17 protein-coding genes are annotated in these 21,553 nt (G+C 54.7%); 6 read left to right on the plus strand and 11 right to left on the minus strand.

Going from position 1 to position 21,553, the window contains the following annotated elements:
- Positions 1 to 3 precede the first annotated feature (3 nt).
- Entirely contained in the window at positions 4 to 750 is a 747-nt protein-coding gene (locus tag BLW71_RS40960; protein WP_143048357.1) for a restriction endonuclease subunit S, read from the minus strand.
- 15 nt (positions 751 to 765) lie between these two features.
- Here BLW71_RS40960 and BLW71_RS15945 point away from each other — a divergent pair.
- A protein-coding gene (locus tag BLW71_RS15945; protein WP_091793237.1) for an IS3 family transposase occupies positions 766 to 1,949 on the plus strand; the annotation gives its coding sequence in 2 pieces (ribosomal slippage) (positions 766 to 1,030 and positions 1,030 to 1,949; 1,185 coding nt in all).
- 37 nt (positions 1,950 to 1,986) lie between these two features.
- Here BLW71_RS15945 and BLW71_RS15950 read toward each other — a convergent pair.
- The 5 genes from BLW71_RS15950 to BLW71_RS15970 all read right to left on the minus strand — a co-directional run bounded on the left by BLW71_RS15950 (position 1,987) and on the right by BLW71_RS15970 (position 7,686).
- Entirely contained in the window at positions 1,987 to 2,598 is a 612-nt protein-coding gene (locus tag BLW71_RS15950) for a restriction endonuclease subunit S (RefSeq protein WP_091797572.1), read from the minus strand.
- A complete protein-coding gene (locus BLW71_RS15955) occupies positions 2,588 to 4,144 on the minus strand; it encodes a class I SAM-dependent DNA methyltransferase (protein WP_091797574.1) in 1,557 nt (518 codons plus the stop codon). Before BLW71_RS15955 ends, BLW71_RS15950 begins: the two co-directional genes overlap by 11 nt.
- Positions 4,145 to 5,446: 1,302 nt before the next feature.
- Positions 5,447 to 5,626 (minus strand): hypothetical protein, encoded by a 180-nt coding sequence (locus BLW71_RS40965; protein WP_143048358.1) that lies wholly within the window; start codon positions 5,624 to 5,626, stop codon positions 5,447 to 5,449.
- A 4-nt stretch (positions 5,627 to 5,630) separates the two neighbouring features.
- Complete coding sequence (locus BLW71_RS15965; RefSeq protein WP_091797579.1) at positions 5,631 to 6,122, minus strand: nucleoside 2-deoxyribosyltransferase; 492 nt, start codon at positions 6,120 to 6,122, stop codon at positions 5,631 to 5,633.
- Positions 6,022 to 7,686, minus strand: a complete 1,665-nt coding sequence (locus BLW71_RS15970; RefSeq protein WP_177205046.1) for an SIR2 family protein — start codon at positions 7,684 to 7,686, stop codon at positions 6,022 to 6,024. The genes BLW71_RS15965 and BLW71_RS15970 overlap by 101 nt, the downstream gene beginning before the upstream one ends.
- 669 nt (positions 7,687 to 8,355) lie before the next feature.
- Between BLW71_RS15970 and selD the strand changes: the two genes are divergently transcribed.
- The 5 genes from selD (at position 8,356) to BLW71_RS15995 (ending at position 12,754) form a co-directional block, all read left to right on the plus strand.
- Complete coding sequence (selD, locus tag BLW71_RS15975) at positions 8,356 to 9,390, plus strand: selenide, water dikinase SelD (protein ID WP_091797586.1); 1,035 nt, start codon at positions 8,356 to 8,358, stop codon at positions 9,388 to 9,390.
- On the plus strand, positions 9,387 to 10,331 hold the full coding sequence (locus tag BLW71_RS15980) for an HTH domain-containing protein (protein WP_091797589.1): 945 nt from the start codon (positions 9,387 to 9,389) through the stop codon (positions 10,329 to 10,331). The genes selD and BLW71_RS15980 overlap by 4 nt, the downstream gene beginning before the upstream one ends.
- A gap of 10 nt (positions 10,332 to 10,341) precedes the next feature.
- Positions 10,342 to 11,172: a hypothetical protein gene (locus BLW71_RS15985; RefSeq protein ID WP_091797592.1), complete on the plus strand. Its 831-nt coding sequence runs from the start codon at positions 10,342 to 10,344 to the stop codon at positions 11,170 to 11,172.
- Positions 11,156 to 11,728: a hypothetical protein gene (locus tag BLW71_RS15990; protein WP_143048359.1), complete on the plus strand. Its 573-nt coding sequence runs from the start codon at positions 11,156 to 11,158 to the stop codon at positions 11,726 to 11,728. The genes BLW71_RS15985 and BLW71_RS15990 overlap by 17 nt, the downstream gene beginning before the upstream one ends.
- A gap of 84 nt (positions 11,729 to 11,812) precedes the next feature.
- Positions 11,813 to 12,754, plus strand: a complete 942-nt coding sequence (locus BLW71_RS15995; RefSeq protein WP_218157120.1) for a DNA adenine methylase — start codon at positions 11,813 to 11,815, stop codon at positions 12,752 to 12,754.
- A 165-nt stretch (positions 12,755 to 12,919) separates the two neighbouring features.
- Here the strand turns inward: BLW71_RS15995 and BLW71_RS16000 are convergent, their stop codons facing one another.
- From BLW71_RS16000 to gyrB, 5 genes are all read right to left on the minus strand, one after another.
- Positions 12,920 to 14,227, minus strand: coding sequence for a hypothetical protein (locus tag BLW71_RS16000; protein WP_143048360.1), 1,308 nt, complete (start codon positions 14,225 to 14,227; stop codon positions 12,920 to 12,922).
- A gap of 555 nt (positions 14,228 to 14,782) precedes the next feature.
- On the minus strand, positions 14,783 to 15,763 hold the full coding sequence (locus BLW71_RS16005; RefSeq protein WP_091797604.1) for a TniB family NTP-binding protein: 981 nt from the start codon (positions 15,761 to 15,763) through the stop codon (positions 14,783 to 14,785).
- Positions 15,760 to 17,748, minus strand: coding sequence for a TnsB C-terminal domain-containing protein (locus BLW71_RS16010; RefSeq protein WP_091797608.1), 1,989 nt, complete (start codon positions 17,746 to 17,748; stop codon positions 15,760 to 15,762). The genes BLW71_RS16005 and BLW71_RS16010 overlap by 4 nt, the downstream gene beginning before the upstream one ends.
- Positions 17,729 to 18,427 (minus strand): TnsA endonuclease N-terminal domain-containing protein, encoded by a 699-nt coding sequence (locus BLW71_RS16015; RefSeq protein WP_143048361.1) that lies wholly within the window; start codon positions 18,425 to 18,427, stop codon positions 17,729 to 17,731. The genes BLW71_RS16010 and BLW71_RS16015 overlap by 20 nt, the downstream gene beginning before the upstream one ends.
- Before the next feature lie 600 nt (positions 18,428 to 19,027).
- Positions 19,028 to 21,499, minus strand: coding sequence for a DNA topoisomerase (ATP-hydrolyzing) subunit B (gyrB, locus tag BLW71_RS16020; RefSeq protein WP_091797614.1), 2,472 nt, complete (start codon positions 21,497 to 21,499; stop codon positions 19,028 to 19,030).
- Between the last annotated feature and the right edge of the window lie 54 nt (positions 21,500 to 21,553).

The following is a 21,553-nucleotide window of genomic DNA, read 5'->3' on the forward strand; positions in this document are numbered from 1 at the left end:
AGTCTATGCGGCGTCCTGCAGCAGTGCTTCAGCTTCACTCAGACGCAGACGACCCGAGATTAGGCGTGGCAATAGCTCGTCCCGCAGATTGGCCAACGTTTTAGCCTTATGGACGTTAGCGACGATCGATTGGATCAACGGCGTCGTCACGACCCGAAAATAATCGGCTACAGGTTCTGGCGGCACTACGATAGGGTAGGCAGCAAGATCCTTCCAGTTCACGCGTGGCATCTTTGCGCCGTTGGACAGACGATCCGCATAGCCAACAAGAGGCTTGCTGAACAGATGCATTGCGACGACCGCGTAAAACGCCTGCTTCTTGGGGCGGCACACCAATATATCGGTTGAACAAACGCCGTCGAACGGTGCAACGACTACCTTGTGAAAGTAAGGACGCAGTTTGCCGAATAGGACATCGCCTTCCTTGAAACAGGATTTTGCGCTTTCCAATGCGCCAGCATTTCCCCAATCGGTAAGTGTCAACGATCGGCGGGGAATGTGTTCGAGTCCGACGTAATGAGTCGCATCATCGAGAGCCGACGGCTGGCGCTGTTCACGGGCAGTCTGTGCAAGCTCTCCCAGTACTCCAGCACGCCAACCCGCCGGAATTGGTCCAAACTCAGAATTTTCAAAGGAACCAGGGAAAAGCCGCGCAACCTCCGTATTGAAACGTCCCGGCTCCTGTCCCTCCGCTTTTGCCTGTGAGCTTGCCCCCGAAAAACGAATCCCTTGCTGAGCAGGTAAACTCAAGCAAGGAGAAGAACGATGACAAGCAAGGCAAAGCGGGCACAGTACACGCTCGAGTTCAAGCTGGAAGCGGTACGACTGGTCAAAGCCGGGCAAAGCATGGCAGCAGTGGCGGCGACACTGGGTGTGGTTGAACAGACGCTGTACAACTGGGTGAAGGCTGACCGGGAAGGCAAGCTGGCGGGCGCAGGCACGAAGCCTGTGAGCCCGGAACAGATGGAGCTGGCGCGGCTGCGTGCGGAGGTAGCGCGCCTGAAGATGGAGCGAGACATATTAAAAAAGTGCGCAGCGTACTTCGCGAAGGAATCGATGTGAAGTACGCGTTCATCGAGCACAATCGACGCCGCTGGCCAGTCTCGGTCCTATGCGAAGTGCTGGAAGTCAGTCCCAGCGGATATCATCAGCGCCGGCAACGCACCGCGCACGACAAGCCGCACCGTAGCCGCGTAAGCAACGATGCGCTGCTCGCGCAAGTCAAGGCGATTCACATGCAGGTCAAGGGCGAATACGGCTGGCCTCGCATGTGGAAGGAGTTGCTCACGCAAGGCGTGCGCGTGGGCAAAGAACGGGTTCGCAAACTGATGGCGCAGCATGGCATTCGAGCCCGCCACAAGCGCAAGTACATCGCGACGACGAACTCGAACCACGATTTGCCGGTGGCGCCGAATCTGTTGGAGCGCGACTTCACCGCTAACGCACCGAACCAGGTCTGGACGACCGACATCACGTACCTGGCGACAGCCGAAGGCTGGGTCTACCTCGCGGCCATCATCGACCTGTTCAGCAGGCAGGTGGTGGGCTGGTCGATGCAGCCGCACATGAAGGCTGAACTGGTCACGGACGCATTGCGAATGGCGTGGTTCCGGCGTCGCCCTGACGCCGGCGTAATCGTGCATAGCGACAGGGGCAGCCAGTATTGCAGCGGCCTGTTTCAGGACGCGTTGAAGGCCTACGGCATGCGTTCGTCGATGAGCCGACGTGGAAATTGTTGGGATAACTCGCCGACGGAAAGTCTATGGGGTTCGCTGAAGGTAGCACGCATGCACGGACGACACTTCCCCACCCGGCGGGCAGCAATGGATGAGGTGATTGACTGGCTGGGTTTTTACAACGCGCGCCGGTTACATTCAACGCTCGATTACGTCAGCCCCATGACATTCGAAAAGAACTGGTTCGCGGCTCATAGAGGCGAAGCCGCATAATTCACCCAGCTATGGGATTCGTCAAACGGGGGCAAGGTCACTGCGCCGGATCAAAATCTACGAACCACGACTTGAATAGCGCTTGGACGATTGCCTCAAGAGTCCTGTTGGACTCTCGTAACAGATCGATTCTCGACGAAAGCGAATCTAAAATGGAGACAATTCGGTCTTGCTCGGCACGGGCGGGCGCAGCAAACTCAAGGGCTTTTATGTTGTACAGGGGAAGTTTTCCCTGAGCCGAGCCAACTGTCATTGACCGGATCGCAGCCTGGCCAAAAGGGGATATCAAATAGTAATAAATGAACTTTGAGTTGACGCTCATATGTACCGAAGTGATTCGCGCGGCGTTTTCCGTAAGATTCACATCGTTCCACTCAGCACCCACATAGAAAACCATTCCTATCGTGTTGCCGACAATGGCCAGCCCAACATCCCCGGTGTTGACTACGTATCGTTTTATCGCGTCCCTTGTGTCAGGAGTAAGAAATTTAAGGTTTTCCCTTTGGATAGAGCCGTCGGCCACGTCGACTAATCTAATGTAAGGGAACAAAGTCGGTTGATCGATTAGCGTATGGCCGAGGGGAAGCCGCTTCCCACTTTTTACCGTAGCTATTTGTTCAACGGTGAATTTCTGCCATTCAGAATTCATACCCGAGGCCCCCAAGTTTCTGCCGGATCGAAGCGTCGAGCTCCGAGCCCTTTGCCATTTGCTCGCCGAGCCGCTCGGTCAATTTCTGCATCTTTTCGGCAAAGGCTTCGTCGTCATCTTCGACATCTTCTGCACCGACATACCGACCCGGTGTCAGCACATGGCCATGTTCAGCGATTTCCTCACGCGACACGCTTCGACAGAAACCCGGTACATCGGCATAGGCCGCTTTCGCGTCGGCACCACCGCGCCACGCATAGACGGTCTCCGCGATCCGGTCGATATCTTCATCGGCGAGCTCGATCTGCACCCGGCTCACGGACCGGCCGAGCTTGCGCGCATCGATGAACAACACCTCGCCTTTGCGAACGGACTTCTGCTTCGCGAGGAACCACAGGCACGCCGGAATCGGCGTGTTGAAGAACAGCTGACCGGGCAGCGCGACCATGCATTCGACCACATCGGCATCGACCATTGCGGCACGGATATCACCCTCGCCGCTTTGGTTTGAACTCATTGAGCCATTCGCGAGCACGATGCCCGCGCGGCCCGCGGGCTTCAGGTGATGCAGCATGTGCTGCAGCCATGCGTAATTCGCGTTGCCCTGCGGCGGCGTACCGTACACCCAGCGTGGATCGCCCTCGAGGCTGCCATGCCACCAGTCCGACACGTTAAATGGCGGATTTGCGAGCACGAAATCCGCGCGCAGATCCGGATGCTGGTTGCGCACGAAGCTGTCGGCCGGCTCTTTACCGAAATTGAAGTCGATGTCGCGGATTGCGAGGTTCATCGCGGCAAGACGCCAAGTGGTCGGATTCGATTCCTGCCCGTAGATCGACACGTCGCCCAGCTTGCCCCCGTGCGCCTCGATGAACTTTTCGGACTGCACGAACATGCCACCCGACCCGCAGCACGGGTCATAGACCTGGCCGTGATGGGGCGCGAGCACCGCAACCAGTGTTTTGACAATGCTGGCCGGCGTATAGAACTGGCCGCCTTTCTTGCCCTCGGCGCTTGCGAACTGGCCGAGGAAATACTCGTACACCTGGCCCAGGATGTCCTTCGCGGTCGCGGTATCAGTGCCGAAGCCGATTTTCGAGACGAGGTCGACCAGCTCACCGAGCTTACCGTCGGGCAGCTGCGCGCGCGCATAGCGCTTGTCGAGCATCCCCTTGAGCTTCACGTTGTCCGCCTCGATCAGCGTCAACGCATCATCGATCCGCTTGCCGATGTCGCCCTGCTTCGCCTGCGCGCGCAGGTTTTCCCAGCGCGCGCCTTCGGGCACCCAGAACGCGTTGACCGCGCGGTAGTAGTCGCGGTCCTCGAGCTCGCCGGCGACTACGTCCGGATCACTGTCGCCTAGGTGATACTCATCGTGTTCGTCGAGGAAACGCTTCGTCAGCTCGTCACGGCGCGCCTGGAACGCGTCGGAGATGTACTTCACAAAGATGAGCCCGAGCACGATGTGCTTGTACTCGGCTGCGTCCATGTTCGCGCGCAGCTTGTCTGCGGTGGCCCACAACGTTTTCTTGATGTCTTCGATCATCGTTGGCTTTTTGGTATTGGTTACAGAATTTTCGATATTATGACGTCACCCGGTCTGTCCCCAAAAATCTAGCTTGTCGCGAAAATCGCAAGTGGGTGGGACCGGCATCGCAGCAGTCTCTTTCGGACGAAAGCCGTAGCGAGTTCCGGCTATGGACACCGCAGGTTCAGAGCAACATATGACAATGTCGGAGCGTGTCGATGCTCAACAGCATTTAAATGCTTCTTGCCGCATCAGGCAAAAGCTCGTGTCTCGATCCATCTCATTTCGTACGCCGGACGCCATCGACCGAAATGACGTTCGGTCCCATTAGTGGCGGTGTGGGATTGTTTGTCGCGGCGAATGAGTCACGTTGCGACTCGGAGCCTCCGATTCAATGCACTTACTGAACATTGACAATACGTCCCGCAATACTTGTCGGTCGTGACTGAGTTGCATCCTCAGCCCTATAATAAAAAGTAGTAGTGCCGAGGACGCCAAGTACTTCGACTTGGAGCATCGAAACGCCTTCAGCCAATGGCTGACAAGGCGCCGCCACTGCGTGCGTGGCTCGACATTCCCGCAATAGAAAAAGTCCGGTCTATCCACATGCAGCCTTATTTGCGCGGGCATCGTGAAGCGCGTGATGTCGACCACCGTGCTCCCGGAAATACGCCTCTTTCCTCGCGAGATCGATTCGCGGTCCGATGAGTTTTTCTTTCCAACCTGGCAGTCTGCCCCCGATCAGTTCCCACAGCAGCTGAACGTCCACGGGATAGTCATAACAGATGACTGGTCGCTGCTTAAGTCGAGAAAACTTAGACATCCAAGTCCGAGCCGCGTCGCATAGGGCTTTCCTGTCCATGATGAGTTCGGGATTTGCCCCCAGTTGCGGCAATACGTTTGCTTGGACAAAAGGGCTACACGCGGCACGATCGATCTCCGCCAACTCTCCGTAGAACTCCGGCCCGTCTTCTGCCACCATGGCAACGCTTAGAAGATGTGGCGTCAAAAGGTCCGAAAACTCAGTGTCGATATAGATTCGACGCTCCCACGGATGAATTGTATCCACGATAACAAAGTCTCCCAAATGTCACGCGGCGCCATTCTTCTTACGCAGCTTGCCGGTCGTGCCAAGGCGTACGCACGCTATACCGCTAAAATATTTCTGAAGCTGTCCCGAACTGAATAAACAACTACCGAGGGGAAGCCATCGGCCTGCAATCATCAGTTTAGTCGCCGGTGAGAGATCGTTCTATATGTTTATTGACCGGCTGCGCGCCAAGGCGCTCGAGCTATTTTTTCGCCCCAGTTCCGTCTGCGTCAACCATTGCGAAGAATCGCACCAAGTCGGGTAGAGCTTCGCACGATCTGATGCTGGGCGAAATCAGCGGTTAACTCCGCATTAGGCAAGCGCGACATCATCAGTTGGAACGATGGCCCGACGCGCGGACCGTGAGGCGGCGGTCCACCGCCAAGCAGTGCGGATTCGATCAGCATCATCAGATCACATATCTTCGCGCCCCTCAAAAGCGCTGACGACCCAACGACTCAATTCCTCTTTGGAGTGAACCCACACGTCAACACAACCGCTAAGCATTGGATTTTGGCCCCATGGCAATACCGTTCGGATGTCAGTTTTGTAGCCAACGACGAATGCACCGACTGCTTTGCCATAGCCCAACTCTATGCAAACACCCTCGTCTAAAGCGCGGCCGTCGAGAACGGCGACGATGACGTCCGCCTCCTCGAGTGCATTTGTGTCGTGTACAAAAACCTGCTGGCAGATGGCAGCGTCGTCACGATCGCTCCCCAGCCGCAGCGACTCGACGAGCGCCCCATCGCGCTGAGGTAAATAAACTCCGCCGGCCGTTTCAAGCAGAGTGCAAAGCTCCGTGTTAAGAAGGCGTTCCGCTGGGCTGAATAGAGGCGACGCTAGATAGAACTTCGGCCGGTGGGGCAGCGGCCTTGCAAATGGCTTGAAAAGAGACTTCTTCATATTTTTCAAAAAGAATGACCTCGAGGATGCGCTTGACCACTTCAGTGATCGTCATATGCGTCGTGTCGATGACGGTTACAGAACAGGATTCACTCCACAGGGAATTGACCTTCGCAATGTGAGAGCGAAGCTGATCCAACGAGTAACGCTTTTCTCTGACCTTTAGCCGTGGCTGGAGCACCGCGGGATCACACGTGAGCATGATCAAGTGTCCAGGGGCAATGCTTGTTACGTTGCCTCCGACGGGCACCATTGCAGTTACCAATTCCTCTGCGCGCTTACCTTTCGCTGATTCATCTGCGGAAAAATAAAGCGGATCGATCGGGCTGCGATCGATCAAGGATATACCTTGGCGCACCTCGCTGATACGGCGGTTCTTTTTTCTAAACTGCAGGTTAATCCATTTGTCCACGTCTGCGCGCTGCTCGTCCGTCAGCTCTTCCTGCGGAATTACAAGCAAAGGGTTCTTACGGTCGACCCACTCGTCGAAGCTATCAAGGCAACGGATGTATTCCAACATCGTCGACTTTCCTGCCCCTACGGGGCCCGTCAAATAGTACCGAAAGCGTGTGCGAACGCCGTCTTGCTCGTCGTCGCACCGAGCGTTAAATACCTCCGAGTCAGCGACAAGCAATTTGGAAAATTCCCGCATCTCCGAAGTCGTGAAAAACAACGTTACCAAGTTATACAACGAAAAATTAGCTTCACTAAGTGCTTGCTGGTATTCCGGCGTTGGCTTCTCATCTTTGCACCAATGTACGACGTAGTGAAAATGTCCCGGGTTATTTCGGGCTGAAGTTCGCAACACATGCTTGAGCGAAGTGTCACTCACCGAAAGTCCAACGAAGACAACCGTCTGTTTAGAAAAGTGATTAAGAAGAGACGCATAATGCCCGTCGGCTACATCGATCAACTGGTCTGCGAAGTCCTGCTCCATGAACACGATATCTTCGCTGAACCCGTCCGACAGCCGGTGGGGTAGAAAACCGTTAGGGTGATAGATGACACCTTTGTGCCTGCGAAACTGCGTTGAGGGTTTCCATACAACCTCGAAGCCCCGGTCGTCTCCGCCAGCACGGGTTTCTCCGTTGTACAGGTAAAGCAATCGCTCCACGCTGTCGTCGAAATTGTAGTTGATGGTCATCGACGACTTCTTTATCAGAGGGAGAAGATCCCACAGATACGGATGCTGCCTTAGCCCTTCGTCGTCGACGGTCGCCCTTTCGTACAAGCACTCGTGAACTATGTGAAGCCAACTTGATGCTGCCGCGCGTCTGGCCTCGGCGGCAGTCGAACCTGCAGCAACGGCCGCAGCAACCTTGTTGCGCCGAAACTGCTGATATAACAATTGGGCTTGGATTGCGAGTCCTTCGGGCGTCACGGCCAAATGCGGCGCGTTGACTTCGCTATGTGCGGCGATGCTCACCACCAGTTCCTTCCACATTGGGAACTTGAAGTCCGCGCTGACGCCAGCGCCAAGGCAAAGCGCGAGCATGTTATCTTGATGAAGTCGCCGCCTGAGATGGACAAGCGTCTTGACGTTTTCTTGAAGGAACGAAGCCATAGGTAGCCCTTTGATATTGTTCGAACGGCGCCGCGCTCTCAGCGCCTCCAACGAGTACATAAGCGATGGGCATCGGCAGCTCCATCCTATTGGCCAAATCTAAACGCCGCCACTATCTATGTTCTCTAGCACAGTCGATCAATCGCCTCGGTGTCGTGCGAGCTTCTCGAGCGTCAAGGCCTGATGCACTAACTCCTGACGCCAGCTAGCCGCAGCATGAGCGAGTCCAATAAGTTCGACCGCGAATAGTTCCTACCGGTACAGTATCGGCGATACATTCAAATGCTTTTGACGTACTACATTCTACAAAAACTCGGCAGAGGTCTTAATCCATTATAGCTTTCGATAGCAGAACAAGCAGAAGCCGTCAGTGGCCTTCACGCAGAAGGCATAACTGTCGCGATCAGCCGCGGCGTGACTCAGATCCCGAACTGTGGCCGGGAAGAATATTTTTGAAGCTACCGGCATTGCTCCCGCGTTGAGTCGTCGTCTGCGAGCATGGTGATGCTTTCGGCCCAATCCAGCGATTGCCGGAAGATACATACCAGAACTGCACGTCCACCTGATAATTGACCTTCCGTCAGCGCTCCGAGTCACCCTCGGGGTAAAATGCGGTTCAGCCGAATCAAACGAAAATTACCAAATACACCATAGCCGGCGGCGATAACGATGAGATTCATAGACCTTGCTACGGACGGCGGTTGTTCCAAGAAGGCAGATGCAACTGAACTTGGGAGTTTCTTACGAACCGTTGCGGCCGCGTCAGAATCGGCCTCATTGAGGGGGCTAAGTGGGACTTTTCCAGACGTTGGGTTGTTCCGACTCGGGCAGATGAACTGCATGGCCACCGTCGATGTCCTGTTTCCGATGGTTCCAGATGCTGCAGACTTTGGCAAGATCGCCGTCAATCATGTGCTCGGCGATGTCTATGCTGCTTTCGGCATCCCGTGCTTTGCGCTCTCTGTGCTTGGGGTGCCATACGGACTCGAACCGACAAGTCCGGAAGTCATCCAGATGATGGTGGGCTCCGTCCATGAACTGTCGCGGGCAGGGACAACACTGATCGGCGGCCACACGCTCGCGAAACAAGCCGATCTTTCGCTCGGATTCTGCGTGATCGCACAGGCAATGACTGACGCCACCGAGCCACTTCGCGGGATTAAGGAAGGTGATCCGATTTTTCTCACCAAACCGCTGGGAACCAGCATAGCGAGCCTCCTGTGGAAGCACGCCCCCCAGCTGGAGGAGGAGTTCGCGGATGTTCGGGCTTCGATGTTGGAAACCAGTCTGCCTGCTGCGCGGCTACTATATCGGCACGGGGTGACCGTCTGCACAGACGTCACAGGGTTTGGGCTGATCAACCACCTTCATCGGCTGCTGGTCCGCCTCGACAGTGCCGCGGAGATTTTTATCGATCAACTTCCCGGCTTCGCGACGACCGAGCAATACTATGGCGAAGATCTTCCCACGACCAGCCTTTATTTTCACAACTTGAATCATGCTGCGCGGTTCGCTGATATCAACAAAGCGTCTGGGCACGCAAAGGCTGCACTTTTGTTTGACGCGCAGGTTGCGGGCGGCTTACTGTTCGCGCTGCCTGTCGAACACGTTTTAAGGATCCAAGACGAGTTCAAAACGTCAGGCCTTGCGATGCACTTGATAGGACGGTGCAGGAAGGGAACTGCAGGAAACGTGATCATATGAACCGAAAGATATCCGACAAAGATAGCGGCGGCGTTCGAGATGATTTCGAGCTGACGGGCAAGCGTCAGATGACCTTCCTCGAGCTTGCGGAACACTACCTACGCATTGAAAACAAACCATTGTCAGCCCGAGAGATTGTGGGCAAGGCCTTGCGCGACGGAACGCTTGTTTCTGCGGGAAAGACTCCGTGGCAGACGATGAAATCGAAGCTCTCGACAGATATTCTCACGCACGGAGAAAGCTCTCGGTTTAAACGCGTATTCCAAGGGTCATTCGCACTAAGAGAATACGACGCCGACGAGTACGTCGCTACTCGCTTCATGAAGAGTAAGCTCGATGAGGACATCGCCGTAATTCCCCGAAGCAAGCTTGCCCAGATCGTTGACGGCGTAGGGTATTTCCCGGCTGGAATCGATCGGTTCAAACTCTCACGGCTAGCAACCCCAATGCTACGCCGGCAGGCCGAGGAATCTTTCGACGTCGTCCAGCTTGTCTCGGTCTTCATCGTTAGGTATCGCTCTAAGTATCTGACTCATATGCGTAGTGCACGTCTCCCGGAAAGCCGTTTGCGGGGCGAATATTCGATGATGCTTGGCGGTCACCTATCGGTCGAGGACTTCGCTCAACTCACGCTCGACTTGTTCTCTGACGACGACGATTTGGCAGATTGCACATACATTCTGCGGGAACTGAGCGAGGAGCTCGTTGTAGACAGCGAGCCGACAATCAAGTCTTGTGGGTTTATCTACGACGACTCGCGTGTCGTTAGCACGCAGCACCTCGGCCTCGTCTACGAAGTCGTCATTGAGCGGCCAGATTTTGAGATTGGCGAAAGGGGATTTCTGCTCCATGCCAAGTTCGAGACCATCGAAGAAATTCGCGCGAGACGGGGCGAATTCGAGAATTGGTCGTGGATATTGATGGACAGTTTCGACAAGTAAACAGGCAATCATGAATCATTTTCTGCTTAAAAAGTTAGTCAAACTGGTCGTATTTATAACGTCCAGACATCGCATCCTTGGCATCCGTGACTGGCTTGCGAGTTCGTTCGCGGTTTTGTTGGTGGCGCTTGCGGCTGTCAGTGGATGGATATTTTTGCTTACTGAGCGGCTTGGTGTGGGTCTCAAGCTCGCTTCGGCAGCTGCATTGATTGTGGTCCTGACAGCGGCTGTCGCCTTTGTCCCAATCGCATTTATAATAAAGCTTAGGCGCAATGGCATAACCGACGCGGACTACAGCGTTGCGACCGGTATAGATTACAAGGGAGCGCTACGGAGCGCCCACGCAGGGTTCCAATTTCTTGGCATCGGTGCCTCAAAACTCAAGGAGAGCGAAACTGAATTGCGTACCGCGCTCGACAGCGCCCTGAAGAACGACTCAGAAATCAAGATGCTACTTGTAGATCCAAATGCTCGAAACGTCTTCACCGAGCTCGAGAGAATGGATGGCACGACCGGTTATCTAGCAAAAGCGCAAGGATCGATCAAATTCCTACAGGAATTGGCCAAACAAAATGCGAATACCTGTTCGATCCGGCTCTATCGGCCGGCATCGGTTGACGAGGTCAAACCGTTGCGGCTGTTTTTCACCAACGACGACTGCCTAGTCAGTCCGTTTTCACCGAAAAATGGCGTTACTGATCAGGGGCGTGGCCTGCCGCAGCTAAGGATTACAGCGAAAGGTTTTCCAAAAGCTGGCGACCCAACCTTATATCGTCCGCTTAAGCGTTACTTTGACGCCCACTGGAAGGAACAGGAGACAAAAATTGAAAAAAGACGGTAGCGTCGACAAGGGCTGCGTTCACGGCCGATTTCAACCACCGCATCTTGATCATATGGAATACATCTTGGCGGCGCTTGAGAAAGCTGAACACTTGATCATCGGGATCGCCCAGCCGAACGCTCCGTTCTTGGATGACTGTGCAGCGGATCCCCATCGGGCGTTGCAAGCAGACAATCCACTAACCTACGTCGAGCGATGCATGGCCATGGAGAAGATGCTGACCGGTGTTGGCGTATCTCGTGACCGGTATTCATTTTCGCCGTTTCCTATTGACAGACCGGATGAGTTGCCGTCGCACGTCCCGACGTCGGTTCTGTGCTTTACTACAATTCGGGATGAATGGAACAAAAAGAAAATCGAAATTCTCACTGCGATCGGGTATAAGGTGCACGTGCTTTGGGACAAGAGCAGCGAGAGCGGTATCTCAGGAACCGACATAAGGCAACGCATCCGCTCTTCAGATGCGCAGTGGAAGGATCGCGTCCATCCGGCCGTTGCTGGCTATTTGGACTCTGAACACCTTCTGGACAGGATAAAGCTCGCCTCACAGGGCTAGGGAACATAATTTCCGAGACGCTTCACGGTCAGGACTATGTTACAAGGGCAATGGGAGACTTTTAATCCGTCGGGGGAAGTCCAGTTGGAGAAGGAAAGCGAAGCATCCGTGGTCGCGCCGCACCACAAAATACCGTGTGGGGTGGCCGAACGGCCCTATCAATCATTGCTTGCGGAGTGCCCGTCGGGGGGGCATATAGGTCCGCCGCGAAATGCCTCGGATCAACCTACTTCGCTAAAGTCTTTCCTCAAATGGCCCGGGGGAAAACGGTGGTTCGTCGAGAAGCACAGTGATTTTTTGCCAATCGCCATCCCAGGACGATATATCGAGCCGTTCTTGGGCGGTGGATCAGTCTTTTTCGCGCTACGTCCCAAAACATCGCTTCTTGCGGACGCATGTCCTGATTTGGTCTATGCCTACAGAGGCATACGCAATCAGCTTACCGAAGTCCTGAGCATATTGCGTCACCATGCGGCGTCACATGACGCAAACTATTACTATTATGTGCGCGAACAGGAGCCAGTCCGCGTCGCGGAACGCGCAGCGAGATTTATTTACCTCAATCGTACCTGCTTCAACGGCATCTACAGGGTAAACAAACGGGGCAAGTTTAACGTGCCAATGGGATCTAGGGTGTCAGTGTTCCGGGAGGAAGATACATTCCGCCTCTGGTCTGCCGCGTTGAAAGCGGCTGAATTGCGGCTAGCAGACTTTGCAGAGGTGATTGATGAGGCCGTTGCGGGCGACTTCGTATTTGCCGACCCTCCTTACACCGTGCGACACAACAACAACGGATTTATTAAATACAACGAAGTTCTCTTCTCGTGGCACGACCAATTGCGATTGCACGAATGTTTGGTGAAAGCAAAAGCCAGAGGTGTCGACGTATTATCCACTAACGCCAATCACGAATCTGTTCGGGCTTTATATAAATCAGGGTTCACGCAGACGGTCGTGTCCCGCTATAGCTCGATTGCTGGTTCTGCTGCGCACCGAGAAAAATTCGAGGAATTAGTAATCGTGTAGACATATATCTGTTCGTCGAGTCGACAGACACCGCGGAAGCTTCTCGACAGGTTCTTGCCTTTGGGGTCTAAAGCTCGCCGTGTGGCAGAACGAATCTACAATGTGGATATGCCCCAAGACGCGTCGCCGTTAGCGAGGATCGGCTTGAGCAGACACTTCCGATTACTAATATTTCGCCCCGACATTCAAAGCATTAAGCGCTTCTGAAGCAAGCTCGACGTCTCTACGGCGAAAGATGTTCTGCCGGCTACCGTCCGTTTGCGGCCCGCAAATGGGTGATACCCCGTGATCGGAAAGAACTGCTACAACCTTCCCAACTGATAAGGACAGGGCCGCGGCAAGCTCGACTGAGAAAACATAGCGCTGCTCGAAGTCCGATATGGCGTCTGGCGTGATCAAAGTGACAGATCGACGACCATGAGCGGCGACCCGCCCTTTCAGTAAGCCCGATTTTACCAAGTGGTATGCGACTTCCTGCTTGACACGAAGGTGGACTGCAGCTTCAGGAACCGTCATGCCGCCGACGCAACATTGTTGCCGATGCCAGTCGAGGAACACCTCATGCCCAAAAATCGCACCGGCGATTCCTCGAACACTCTCATCCCACCGCCTCACGTTGATACGCTGCTCTTGTACTGCCCGAATAAGAGCTATGAATTCCGCCCGTTGCGACAAAAAGTATTTGCTGACTTCGGCAAACGAGATCTCGCGATCTGGATGTGCTGCAACGCGGCTGCCACCTTTGAGGCTATCGATCAACTCCAACGCCTCGCTTCGCCTGAAAAGCGATGTCGAGACCAGTCCATGCGTCACGGGTTTTCGTTTCAGGAGGCCTACATCGGCGAGTTGTTCTACTCGCGACGTCGAAATTCCAAGAAGTAAGCTCATCTTCCGAAGGCTGATTTTATCGGAGAGTTCTTGCTTAAGTGACGAAAGAGCTGTCCGCTCGATTAGAGTGAAGTGACGTCGGGTTCCTCCAGGCTTTTTGATCTCCGTGACACCGACACGTGCGGTCAAGGCGTGTAGTGTCGCAGCCCGAATTCCAAGTTGGCGTGCGGCGACAGCTGCCGCGACATATGCCTGAGATTGAATGTCGCCCTCGGTTGCCCAACCTCGTCTTCGGTCTAGAGTGTCCACGGACTCGTCACGCATGTATCCACGGAATCCGTCGAGGAGAAAGTTCAGATCCGGAGGGAGCTCGTCAAATAAAAATTTCTTCAGTCGGCGCAGGCGAGGCGACATGACAGCGGTACCCTCAGTTGATCGCTCTTCTTCGCGCAGGAAGTCGTGAAACTTCAGCGGCCAGTCGGTCAAGCGTGAATAAGCGGCAGATACCAGCCGAGAAGTTTCCGACAACGTAAGGTTCCGCCACGCTTTGGGCGACAGCATGTACTCGGTCGTATCCGTCGTCGCGCCGAGATGGGAAATCAACGACGCAACAGAAGGTAAGCAGAGGTCATCGATCGCACTCACTTGTGGCCTGTTGGCGTCTTGCTGGACACCCGTCGCTGTCACAAACGCGCGCCAAATATGCTGACCGGCGTCGACGCTAGCGCGGCTCGCTTCGATTTGTTTCCATGATGCAATCTCACTCCCGCAGCGGCATCTCATTGTTGACGCTCGCCTCCAACAGAGTTTGGTTCCGCATGTTGCGCACGTATCGATCAGCTCTAAACCGTGTTCGTGGCAAGCAACGTACAGTCGATGTTCCCATATCGCTCGCCAGTACGGCGTCGCCAGCAAGCAGGCCACGCAGCATTTTGCTCGCAGACCGAGACAAAAATTTTTATCGAAGGGAGGCGGAGCTACGGCGGGTGTTTCAGGCTCACCGAGCCATTTGGGTACGAAGCCGAAAATGGTAGTACCCACGCACTCCCGAAGTTGCGCTTGGAGACCATCAACGCGCCGTAACCACTCGATACCCGGGTATGCGTTTGCTTCCGCTAATCGCAAAAGAAACCCCTGCACGCTCTCGAAAAGGTAAGGTGACGGCAGGTTGATCAATGGCACTCGCATGTGAGTACTCCTTCAATAACGGCGTCGTGCACCCCGGGTTTCACCTCGACGACTTGTGGGCGCAAAGGGCTCGCCTGGTTGATCCAGGCGACGAAATGAAAATCTTGAATGGAATGGATTTAGTTCTTCCTGCCCACCCCTCCAGATTTCTTGAACGAAAGCCTCCTGTAGCAAGGCTCGGTCAATGCTGCATTGGTTCGCAGCCTCCATCAATTCATAGGCACCAGTTGTCAACCGTCTGACGTACCCAATAAGGCCGTTGGTCGCCATGTATATCCGACGAGCGGTTTCAGGCTCAGCAAGGCCTGAACGACGTCGACAGGGAAGCATTTCGTCCAAGGCATTCAATATTGACCGGAACTCCACTTCTTCCTCGTCACGCTCGATTGAGAACGGAAGAAGTTCTATGCGAGCAGAGAATCGGCGCCTCAGTTGCTCGTTAAGCGTAAGAATGGCCGTCGATCTTGGTAGGCCCATCAGCAAACATGGTATTTGCGCGTCTTCGACGAAATTCTTCAGCCAGTCAGCTACCGATTGAGGTGAATTGTGGGAGCCATGGTCGAGGAAATGCTGAAGCTCATCAACGATGAGCATCTGCACCTGGCACTGGCGAATGAGCGCCAACGCCCTTAGCCGTTTGACTTCAGCATTGCCAAGGCTTGCAAGCGGGTCGCCGAGTGCAACCAGTATGGCCTGCGCAAGGCTCTTCAAGGTCGGTGCGGTGGGCGTTTCCACGACAAGGACTGGCTTGATTCGGATGCCGTCGCTTTCGGACTCCGGCAGTATCGACCGGAGGTAGCGCGCGATCCACGTCTTACCAGTTCCAGACTCACCTACAAGGAGGGTATGACGCGGATCCGCATCGTGTCGCGCCAAATCAAGGACGTGTTCTAGGCGATCAACCACGACCTTAAATTGTCGATGAGGGATGAGAATCCGTTCTACGTCACGCACCCGAGCGTAGTAGTCGTCGTTGGAGTGTCGATCAATCATGGCGTCGCCTTTCCATGAGGAGGACGATCCAGCAACAACCCGGTCAGCTTTGGCAGTTCTGATGCTGGCACGGCAGGCTTCGTCTCCGAGCGAGATTTGGTCTTTGTGGATGCTGTCTTGGTCGGTGATGTCGCAAATATGTCCACAGCCTCAGTCCCGACACCACGCCAGGTCGCGCTCTTTTGACGCTTCCGTTGCGATTTGCTCAACGCAAATTCAGAAATCAACGTTCGGATTTCGCCCTTCGCCCGCGCAAGGGCACTTTGGTCGACCAGCCCTTTACCAGTTTCGCGCGCACGTGCACAAAGCAATCGGTGCTGCTCCCGCGTTAGACAGTTTGCGTATTCCTGGTCAAGCGCGGGCACAATGACGGGGATCTTGCTGTCGGGGTCGATAACAGCAATGCGCGAGACATCATCGAAATACGAGATGACGTCGACCTTGATTCGCGGCCCGTGCTTTCTGCGAATTTGCAGCAGCGCGGGATCGTTGTAGCGTAAGTTGTCGAGTTCAATACCCTGATGAGACAGCGTTCGGGTGTGCGTCTCGCCGATCATGATATCGACGTCTTCGATGCTCGACGGCAACACGGGCGGAAAGCGCGTCGCTCCCGCAAGCCACTTCTCACGCGGCGTAGTTTTGATTCCTCGATGGAGGGAGTTTGCGTAGACGTCGACCATCCAGCGCGTCAGGACGTGCAACAGCTGATCGTACGTAACCAACGCCTGCTCCTGCGGATCGTAATCCTCCCGATGAAACCATCGAGCGAAACTTGTTCCAGGCAGGGCGTGTGCAAACTGAAAATTTAATGTCTTCAGGAAGCGTTCAACCGCACCCTTGAACCATGGTTGACGCTTGGGACAAAACGTCACCATCATCCCAAGCTGAAGCCCAACGCTCTTGAGCGCGTTACTGTGAAACTCCAATCCGTTGTCACAGACAAGTTCACGAATTTTTCCGTGGCACGGCCAGTCGCTTTGAAGATTAGGATAGCGGTCTCGAAGGTCGGCCTTCGGGACTACCGCATGTCTCAGGCACCGCAAGACGGCATGGACTGAAGGCCCCTGAAATCCCACGTGCATACCAACTGGCATCCTTGAGTACCGGTCGAGTGCGACGGTTACCGTCGGACGGCCCAAAGGTAGCATTGTCCTCTCGTCGATGACGAAAAGGTCCAGAGGTGAGTGGTCGATCTCCACACGCTCGAGAATTTGTTCAACATGAACGCCGCGGCCACTTGTACGAAACTCTATGTTCGCTATCCGTTTTCCGCGGCGTGCCACTGTCACATCAAACGCCTCAAGAGAATGGATTGCCCGATACACAGTGGCAAGACTTGGCATCGGAACTTTCTCACTTTCGCCGCGAAACTCATTTTCTCGGTCTACCCTGTAACGAACGTCAGCGTACACATCACTTACGGAGCCACGTTCAGGCGCCATGTATATCGACTCAATAGATTGCTGCAGTATATTCAGGCTCGTAACGGGTAGCCTGCTGCCACTGCCTCCCTGGCGGTCGAACCGATCAATCAGTGCTCGGTAATCACCTCCTGCTCGTGAAACTCCACGAGCCCATCTGTAGACACTGATAACGCTCGGCGGATTAGGGTCGTTCAATTCTCGCGCGCATTCCTGGATAAGCGGCGCAAGCACTGCCGGCGTCGAGACTATCGGGCCGCGCGTCAGCAGCATGTCGAGGTATTCTTTTTTTCGGATAGCCCTTTCCCGCACACGGTTAGGGAACGTCGACAGCGGGCGTCCCAAGCGTGAGTCGGCTCGATCGCCGATCTTCGTGGCCTCATCCAAAAATCGTAGTCGGCCAGACTGATACTGTCGCTGCAGCTCTGTGGTTGACGTCACCGTTAGTGCACCGCTGGACACCGCCGTCAGGTGCACCAGTCCATCCGCCGCGAGATGCGCGATCCTGTGAGTTTGAGTGTCGAGAACGACGGACACTCCGACTTTAAAAATATAGCTCGGCATCGCTCGGCTCACTGTTTTGTATGGTCAGGATCGTCGCTTCATTCAACGGCTCATGTAGATCACAGGCGAGGAGGTCTTGGGCAAGGAGCCGCCAAACTTCTGCGGTCGAACCAAGGCGAGCGCGTGCATTTGAGACAGTCAGGAGCGGCTCGTCGAGAAGCGGTGCCAAAGCCAGTCTTCGTTGCAGCGCCGTCAGCGGCTTGTCTAGATAGGGGAACAACGTGTTCAGGTTGCGCAGAAGCGCGCCGCGACGAATCTGAGTGTCCGTCAGAACCTGAAACGGCGCGCTTAACTCGGCAAAGTGCTCCCCGATCCGTCGCAGACGTCTCCCTTCGTCTGGCGCGAGCGCTTTGTCTTCTGGTTTGACTTCAATAAGTAACACTGCACCACTGGCGAGCGATAGCTCAAAGTCCGGTGTGTATTTCCGAGATCTGCCTTCGAATGTGTAACGGATTGAGTAGGGTTGCTCTCGATAGCTGGCGACACCGCGAGAGAACTCAAACAGCAGTAATGCATCACGCTCGATTAGTGACTCGAATGCCACTGATCTGCCTGACTTGCGGGAAGGAAAACGGCCACGGAATATGCCTCCGGTCGGCCGAACTACCTGTCGCGCGGGAGTGTGATGAATTCCCTGCTTGACTGTCATATCGACGGCAGCATGCGGTTTGTTCTGCATGATTTGCTCCGCTTGCAATTAAAAGGGCGCATTAAACCCTCTCGACTTGCGAGATCAGAAAAAATTGAGCGCAAAAACTTGACCGCAGGCGGGGGATTGACGATACTTTGATTGACTAGATCGGGTAGCGTCAGCGCCCACCGGCGGGGCAAGCTTCCAATAGGGGGTTTGCTCCGTTTTTACATTCAGACCTCCTTTTATTCGCACCCGTCAAAATCGATGGACGAGCACAGTGCTGCTTAAAATTAGCATCTTTTTGCAATAGACACGTCATTTTATTGATTGCCGGCCCGCGATTAATAACTATTGCAGTATTTTGTGCTGCGAACCGGTCGCCTTGAGTTTAATTCGCAACGCTTTGCAGTTCCAGGAAAATTTCATTTTTTATTGCGCGATCATTTTCACCAGTACAATGTACAACATTTATTGAATTACAGATTTCGTTTGTCTCTGGATAAGATTTTTGGCCTAAAAAATAAAATGGCCCGGAAGACGTATATTGTCAACCGGGCCATGGCAATGCTCTAAGTTTTCATAAACACTGAGAAATAATTTTCATCTCAGTGAGAATTTTTTCACGAACTCTGAAAACCTACACCTTTACACGTCAATATTCCCCGCCCGCAACGCATTCGACTCAATGAAAGCCCGCCGCGGCTCCACATCATCCCCCATGAGCGTCGTAAAGATGCCATCAGCCGCAATAGCATCCTCAATCTGCACACGAAGCAAGCGACGCACCGTCGGATCCATCGTCGTCTCCCAAAGCTGCCCAGGGTTCATCTCGCCGAGGCCTTTGTATCGCTGCTTGGAAATATTGCGTTCAGCATCAGCCAGCAACCACTTCATAGCGCTCTTGAAGTCGGTAACAGCCATACTCCGTTCGCCACGTTTAATGACAGCACCAGTACCAATCAACCCCTTAAACGTATTAGCGGTATTGATCAGCTGCTGGTAATCAGCAGTGAGTTGGAAATCCTGATCCAACACAGAAATCTTCTGATTACCGTGATGAGTCCGCGCAACCCGCAGCGAGCGCAATTCACGCACAGGGTCATACATCGTCGTAACCTTAACTTCAGGCTTCAACGGATCATCCCTTAGCTTCGCCTCAAGAGCCTTAGCCGACGCATCAGCCGCTTCCTCGCTGGACAGATCGATCGCAATCCCATCCATCACAGCCTCAAGCGCTCCAGCGTCATACAACCGGCTCAACCGGTTAACAACAGCCTGCGCCAGCAAATAAGCCCGAGCCAACTCCCCCAACGCATCGCCAGTAATCGGCGTAGCCCCTTCAGAAGCCAACAACTCCGACCCCTGCAGCGCCAGCTTCAAAATGTGAGCATTAACCTCAGCCTCATCCTTCAAATACCGCTCATCCTTACCCGCCTTAATCTTGAACAACGGCGGCTGCGCGATATAGATATACCCACGCTCGATCATCTCCGGCATTTGCCGATAGAAGAACGTCAACAACAGCGTCCGAATGTGCGCACCGTCAACGTCAGCATCGGTCATGATGATGATGCGGTGATAACGCAGCTTATCGAGGTTGTAGTCTTCCTTACCAATCCCGCAACCAAGCGCAGTAATCAAAGTAACAATCTGCTCCGAAGAAAGCAGCTTGTCATACCTTGCCTTCTCCACATTCAGCACCTTGCCGCGCAGCGGCAAAATCGCCTGAAACTTACGATCCCGACCCTGCTTCGCCGACCCGCCTGCCGAGTCACCCTCGACGATATAAATCTCGGACTTCGCCGGATCCTTCTCCTGACAATCCGCCAACTTCCCAGGCAGACCAACACCATCGAGCACACCCTTCCGCCGCGTCATCTCACGCGCCTTCCGAGCCGCATCCCGCGCCCGCGCCGCGTCGACAATCTTGCTGCAAATGATCTTCGCGTCATTCGGCGTCTCGAGCAGAAACTCTTCGAGCGCCTTCGCGACCACGTCCTCCACCGGCGCGCGAACTTCCGACGACACCAGCTTGTCCTTCGTCTGCGCGCTGAACTTCGGCTCCGGCACCTTCACCGACAACACGCACGACAACCCTTCACGCATATCGTCGCCCGAAGTCTCGACCTTCGCCTTCTTCGCGACTTCGTGATCGTTGATGTACTTGTTCAACACGCGCGTCATCGCCGCACGCAACCCGGTCAAGTGCGTCCCGCCATCACGCTGCGGAATGTTGTTCGTGAAGCACAGCACGTTTTCGTTGTAGCTGTCGTTCCACTGCATCGCCACTTCCACGCCCACGCCGTCTTTCTCGCCGCTGATGTGGAAAATGTTCGGGTGCAGCACGGACTTGTTCTTGTTAATGTACTCAACAAAACCCTTCACGCCGCCCACGAACGCGAAATCTTCTTCCTTGCCGGTGCGCTGGTCGGTCAGCTTGATTCGCACGCCGTTGTTCAGGAACGACAGTTCGCGAATCCGCTTGGCCAGAATGTCGTAGTGATATTCGATGTTGCCGAAAATCGTCTCGTCGGCGAGGAAGTGCACTTCGGTGCCGCGGTTCTCGGTCTCGCCGGTCACTTGAATCGGCGAAACAGCCACGCCGTCGATCTCTTCGATAATGCGGTTCTGCGGCACGCCACGATGGAATTCCATGAAGTGCTTCTTGCCGTCGCGGCGAATGGTCAAACGCAGCCACGCGGACAATGCGTTCACGCACGACACGCCCACGCCGTGCAGGCCGCCGGACACCTTGTAGCTGTTCTGGTCGAACTTGCCGCCGGCGTGCAACTCGGTCATCACGATTTCAGCGGCGCTGCGCTTCGGATCGTGCTTGTCGTCCATCTTCAGACCGGTCGGCACGCCGCGGCCGTTGTCGGTGATGGAAATGGAGTTGTCCGCGTGAATGATCACCTGGATGTCGTTGCAATGCCCCGCCAACGCTTCGTCGATGGAGTTGTCCAGCACTTCGAATACGAGGTGATGCAGACCGGTCCCGTCCGATGTATCCCCGATGTACATCCCGGGCCGCTTGCGCACCGCCTCCAGACCTTCGAGGATCTGAATCGAGGATGCGCCGTAGCTGTTGTCGGGTTGCGAATTGTTCGTTTCAGTCATGGATTTTTTCCGGTTCTGCGTTGCTGCAAGGTTGCTGCTCGGGACTTTTCAAAT

It is taken from the genome of Burkholderia sp. WP9 (genome assembly GCF_900104795.1).
Taxonomy (GTDB): domain Bacteria; phylum Pseudomonadota; class Gammaproteobacteria; order Burkholderiales; family Burkholderiaceae; genus Paraburkholderia.

Excerpts from the sequence above, each read along its gene's own strand:
- BLW71_RS15950 (WP_091797572.1), bottom strand. The coding sequence starts at position 2,598 with ATGAATTCTGAATGGCAGAAATTCACCGTTGAACAAATAGCTACGGTA.
- BLW71_RS15955 (WP_091797574.1), bottom strand. The coding sequence starts at position 4,144 with ATGATCGAAGACATCAAGAAAACGTTGTGGGCCACCGCAGACAAGCTG.
- BLW71_RS40965 (WP_143048358.1), bottom strand. The coding sequence starts at position 5,626 with ATGATGCTGATCGAATCCGCACTGCTTGGCGGTGGACCGCCGCCTCAC.
- BLW71_RS15965 (WP_091797579.1), bottom strand. The coding sequence starts at position 6,122 with ATGAAGAAGTCTCTTTTCAAGCCATTTGCAAGGCCGCTGCCCCACCGG.
- BLW71_RS15970 (WP_177205046.1), bottom strand. The coding sequence starts at position 7,686 with ATGGCTTCGTTCCTTCAAGAAAACGTCAAGACGCTTGTCCATCTCAGG.
- selD (WP_091797586.1), top strand. The coding sequence starts at position 8,356 with ATGAGATTCATAGACCTTGCTACGGACGGCGGTTGTTCCAAGAAGGCA.
- BLW71_RS15980 (WP_091797589.1), top strand. The coding sequence starts at position 9,387 with ATGAACCGAAAGATATCCGACAAAGATAGCGGCGGCGTTCGAGATGAT.
- BLW71_RS15985 (WP_091797592.1), top strand. The coding sequence starts at position 10,342 with ATGAATCATTTTCTGCTTAAAAAGTTAGTCAAACTGGTCGTATTTATA.
- BLW71_RS16005 (WP_091797604.1), bottom strand. The coding sequence starts at position 15,763 with ATGATTGATCGACACTCCAACGACGACTACTACGCTCGGGTGCGTGAC.
- BLW71_RS16010 (WP_091797608.1), bottom strand. The coding sequence starts at position 17,748 with ATGCCGAGCTATATTTTTAAAGTCGGAGTGTCCGTCGTTCTCGACACT.
- BLW71_RS16015 (WP_143048361.1), bottom strand. The coding sequence starts at position 18,427 with ATGCAGAACAAACCGCATGCTGCCGTCGATATGACAGTCAAGCAGGGA.
- gyrB (WP_091797614.1), bottom strand. The coding sequence starts at position 21,499 with ATGACTGAAACGAACAATTCGCAACCCGACAACAGCTACGGCGCATCC.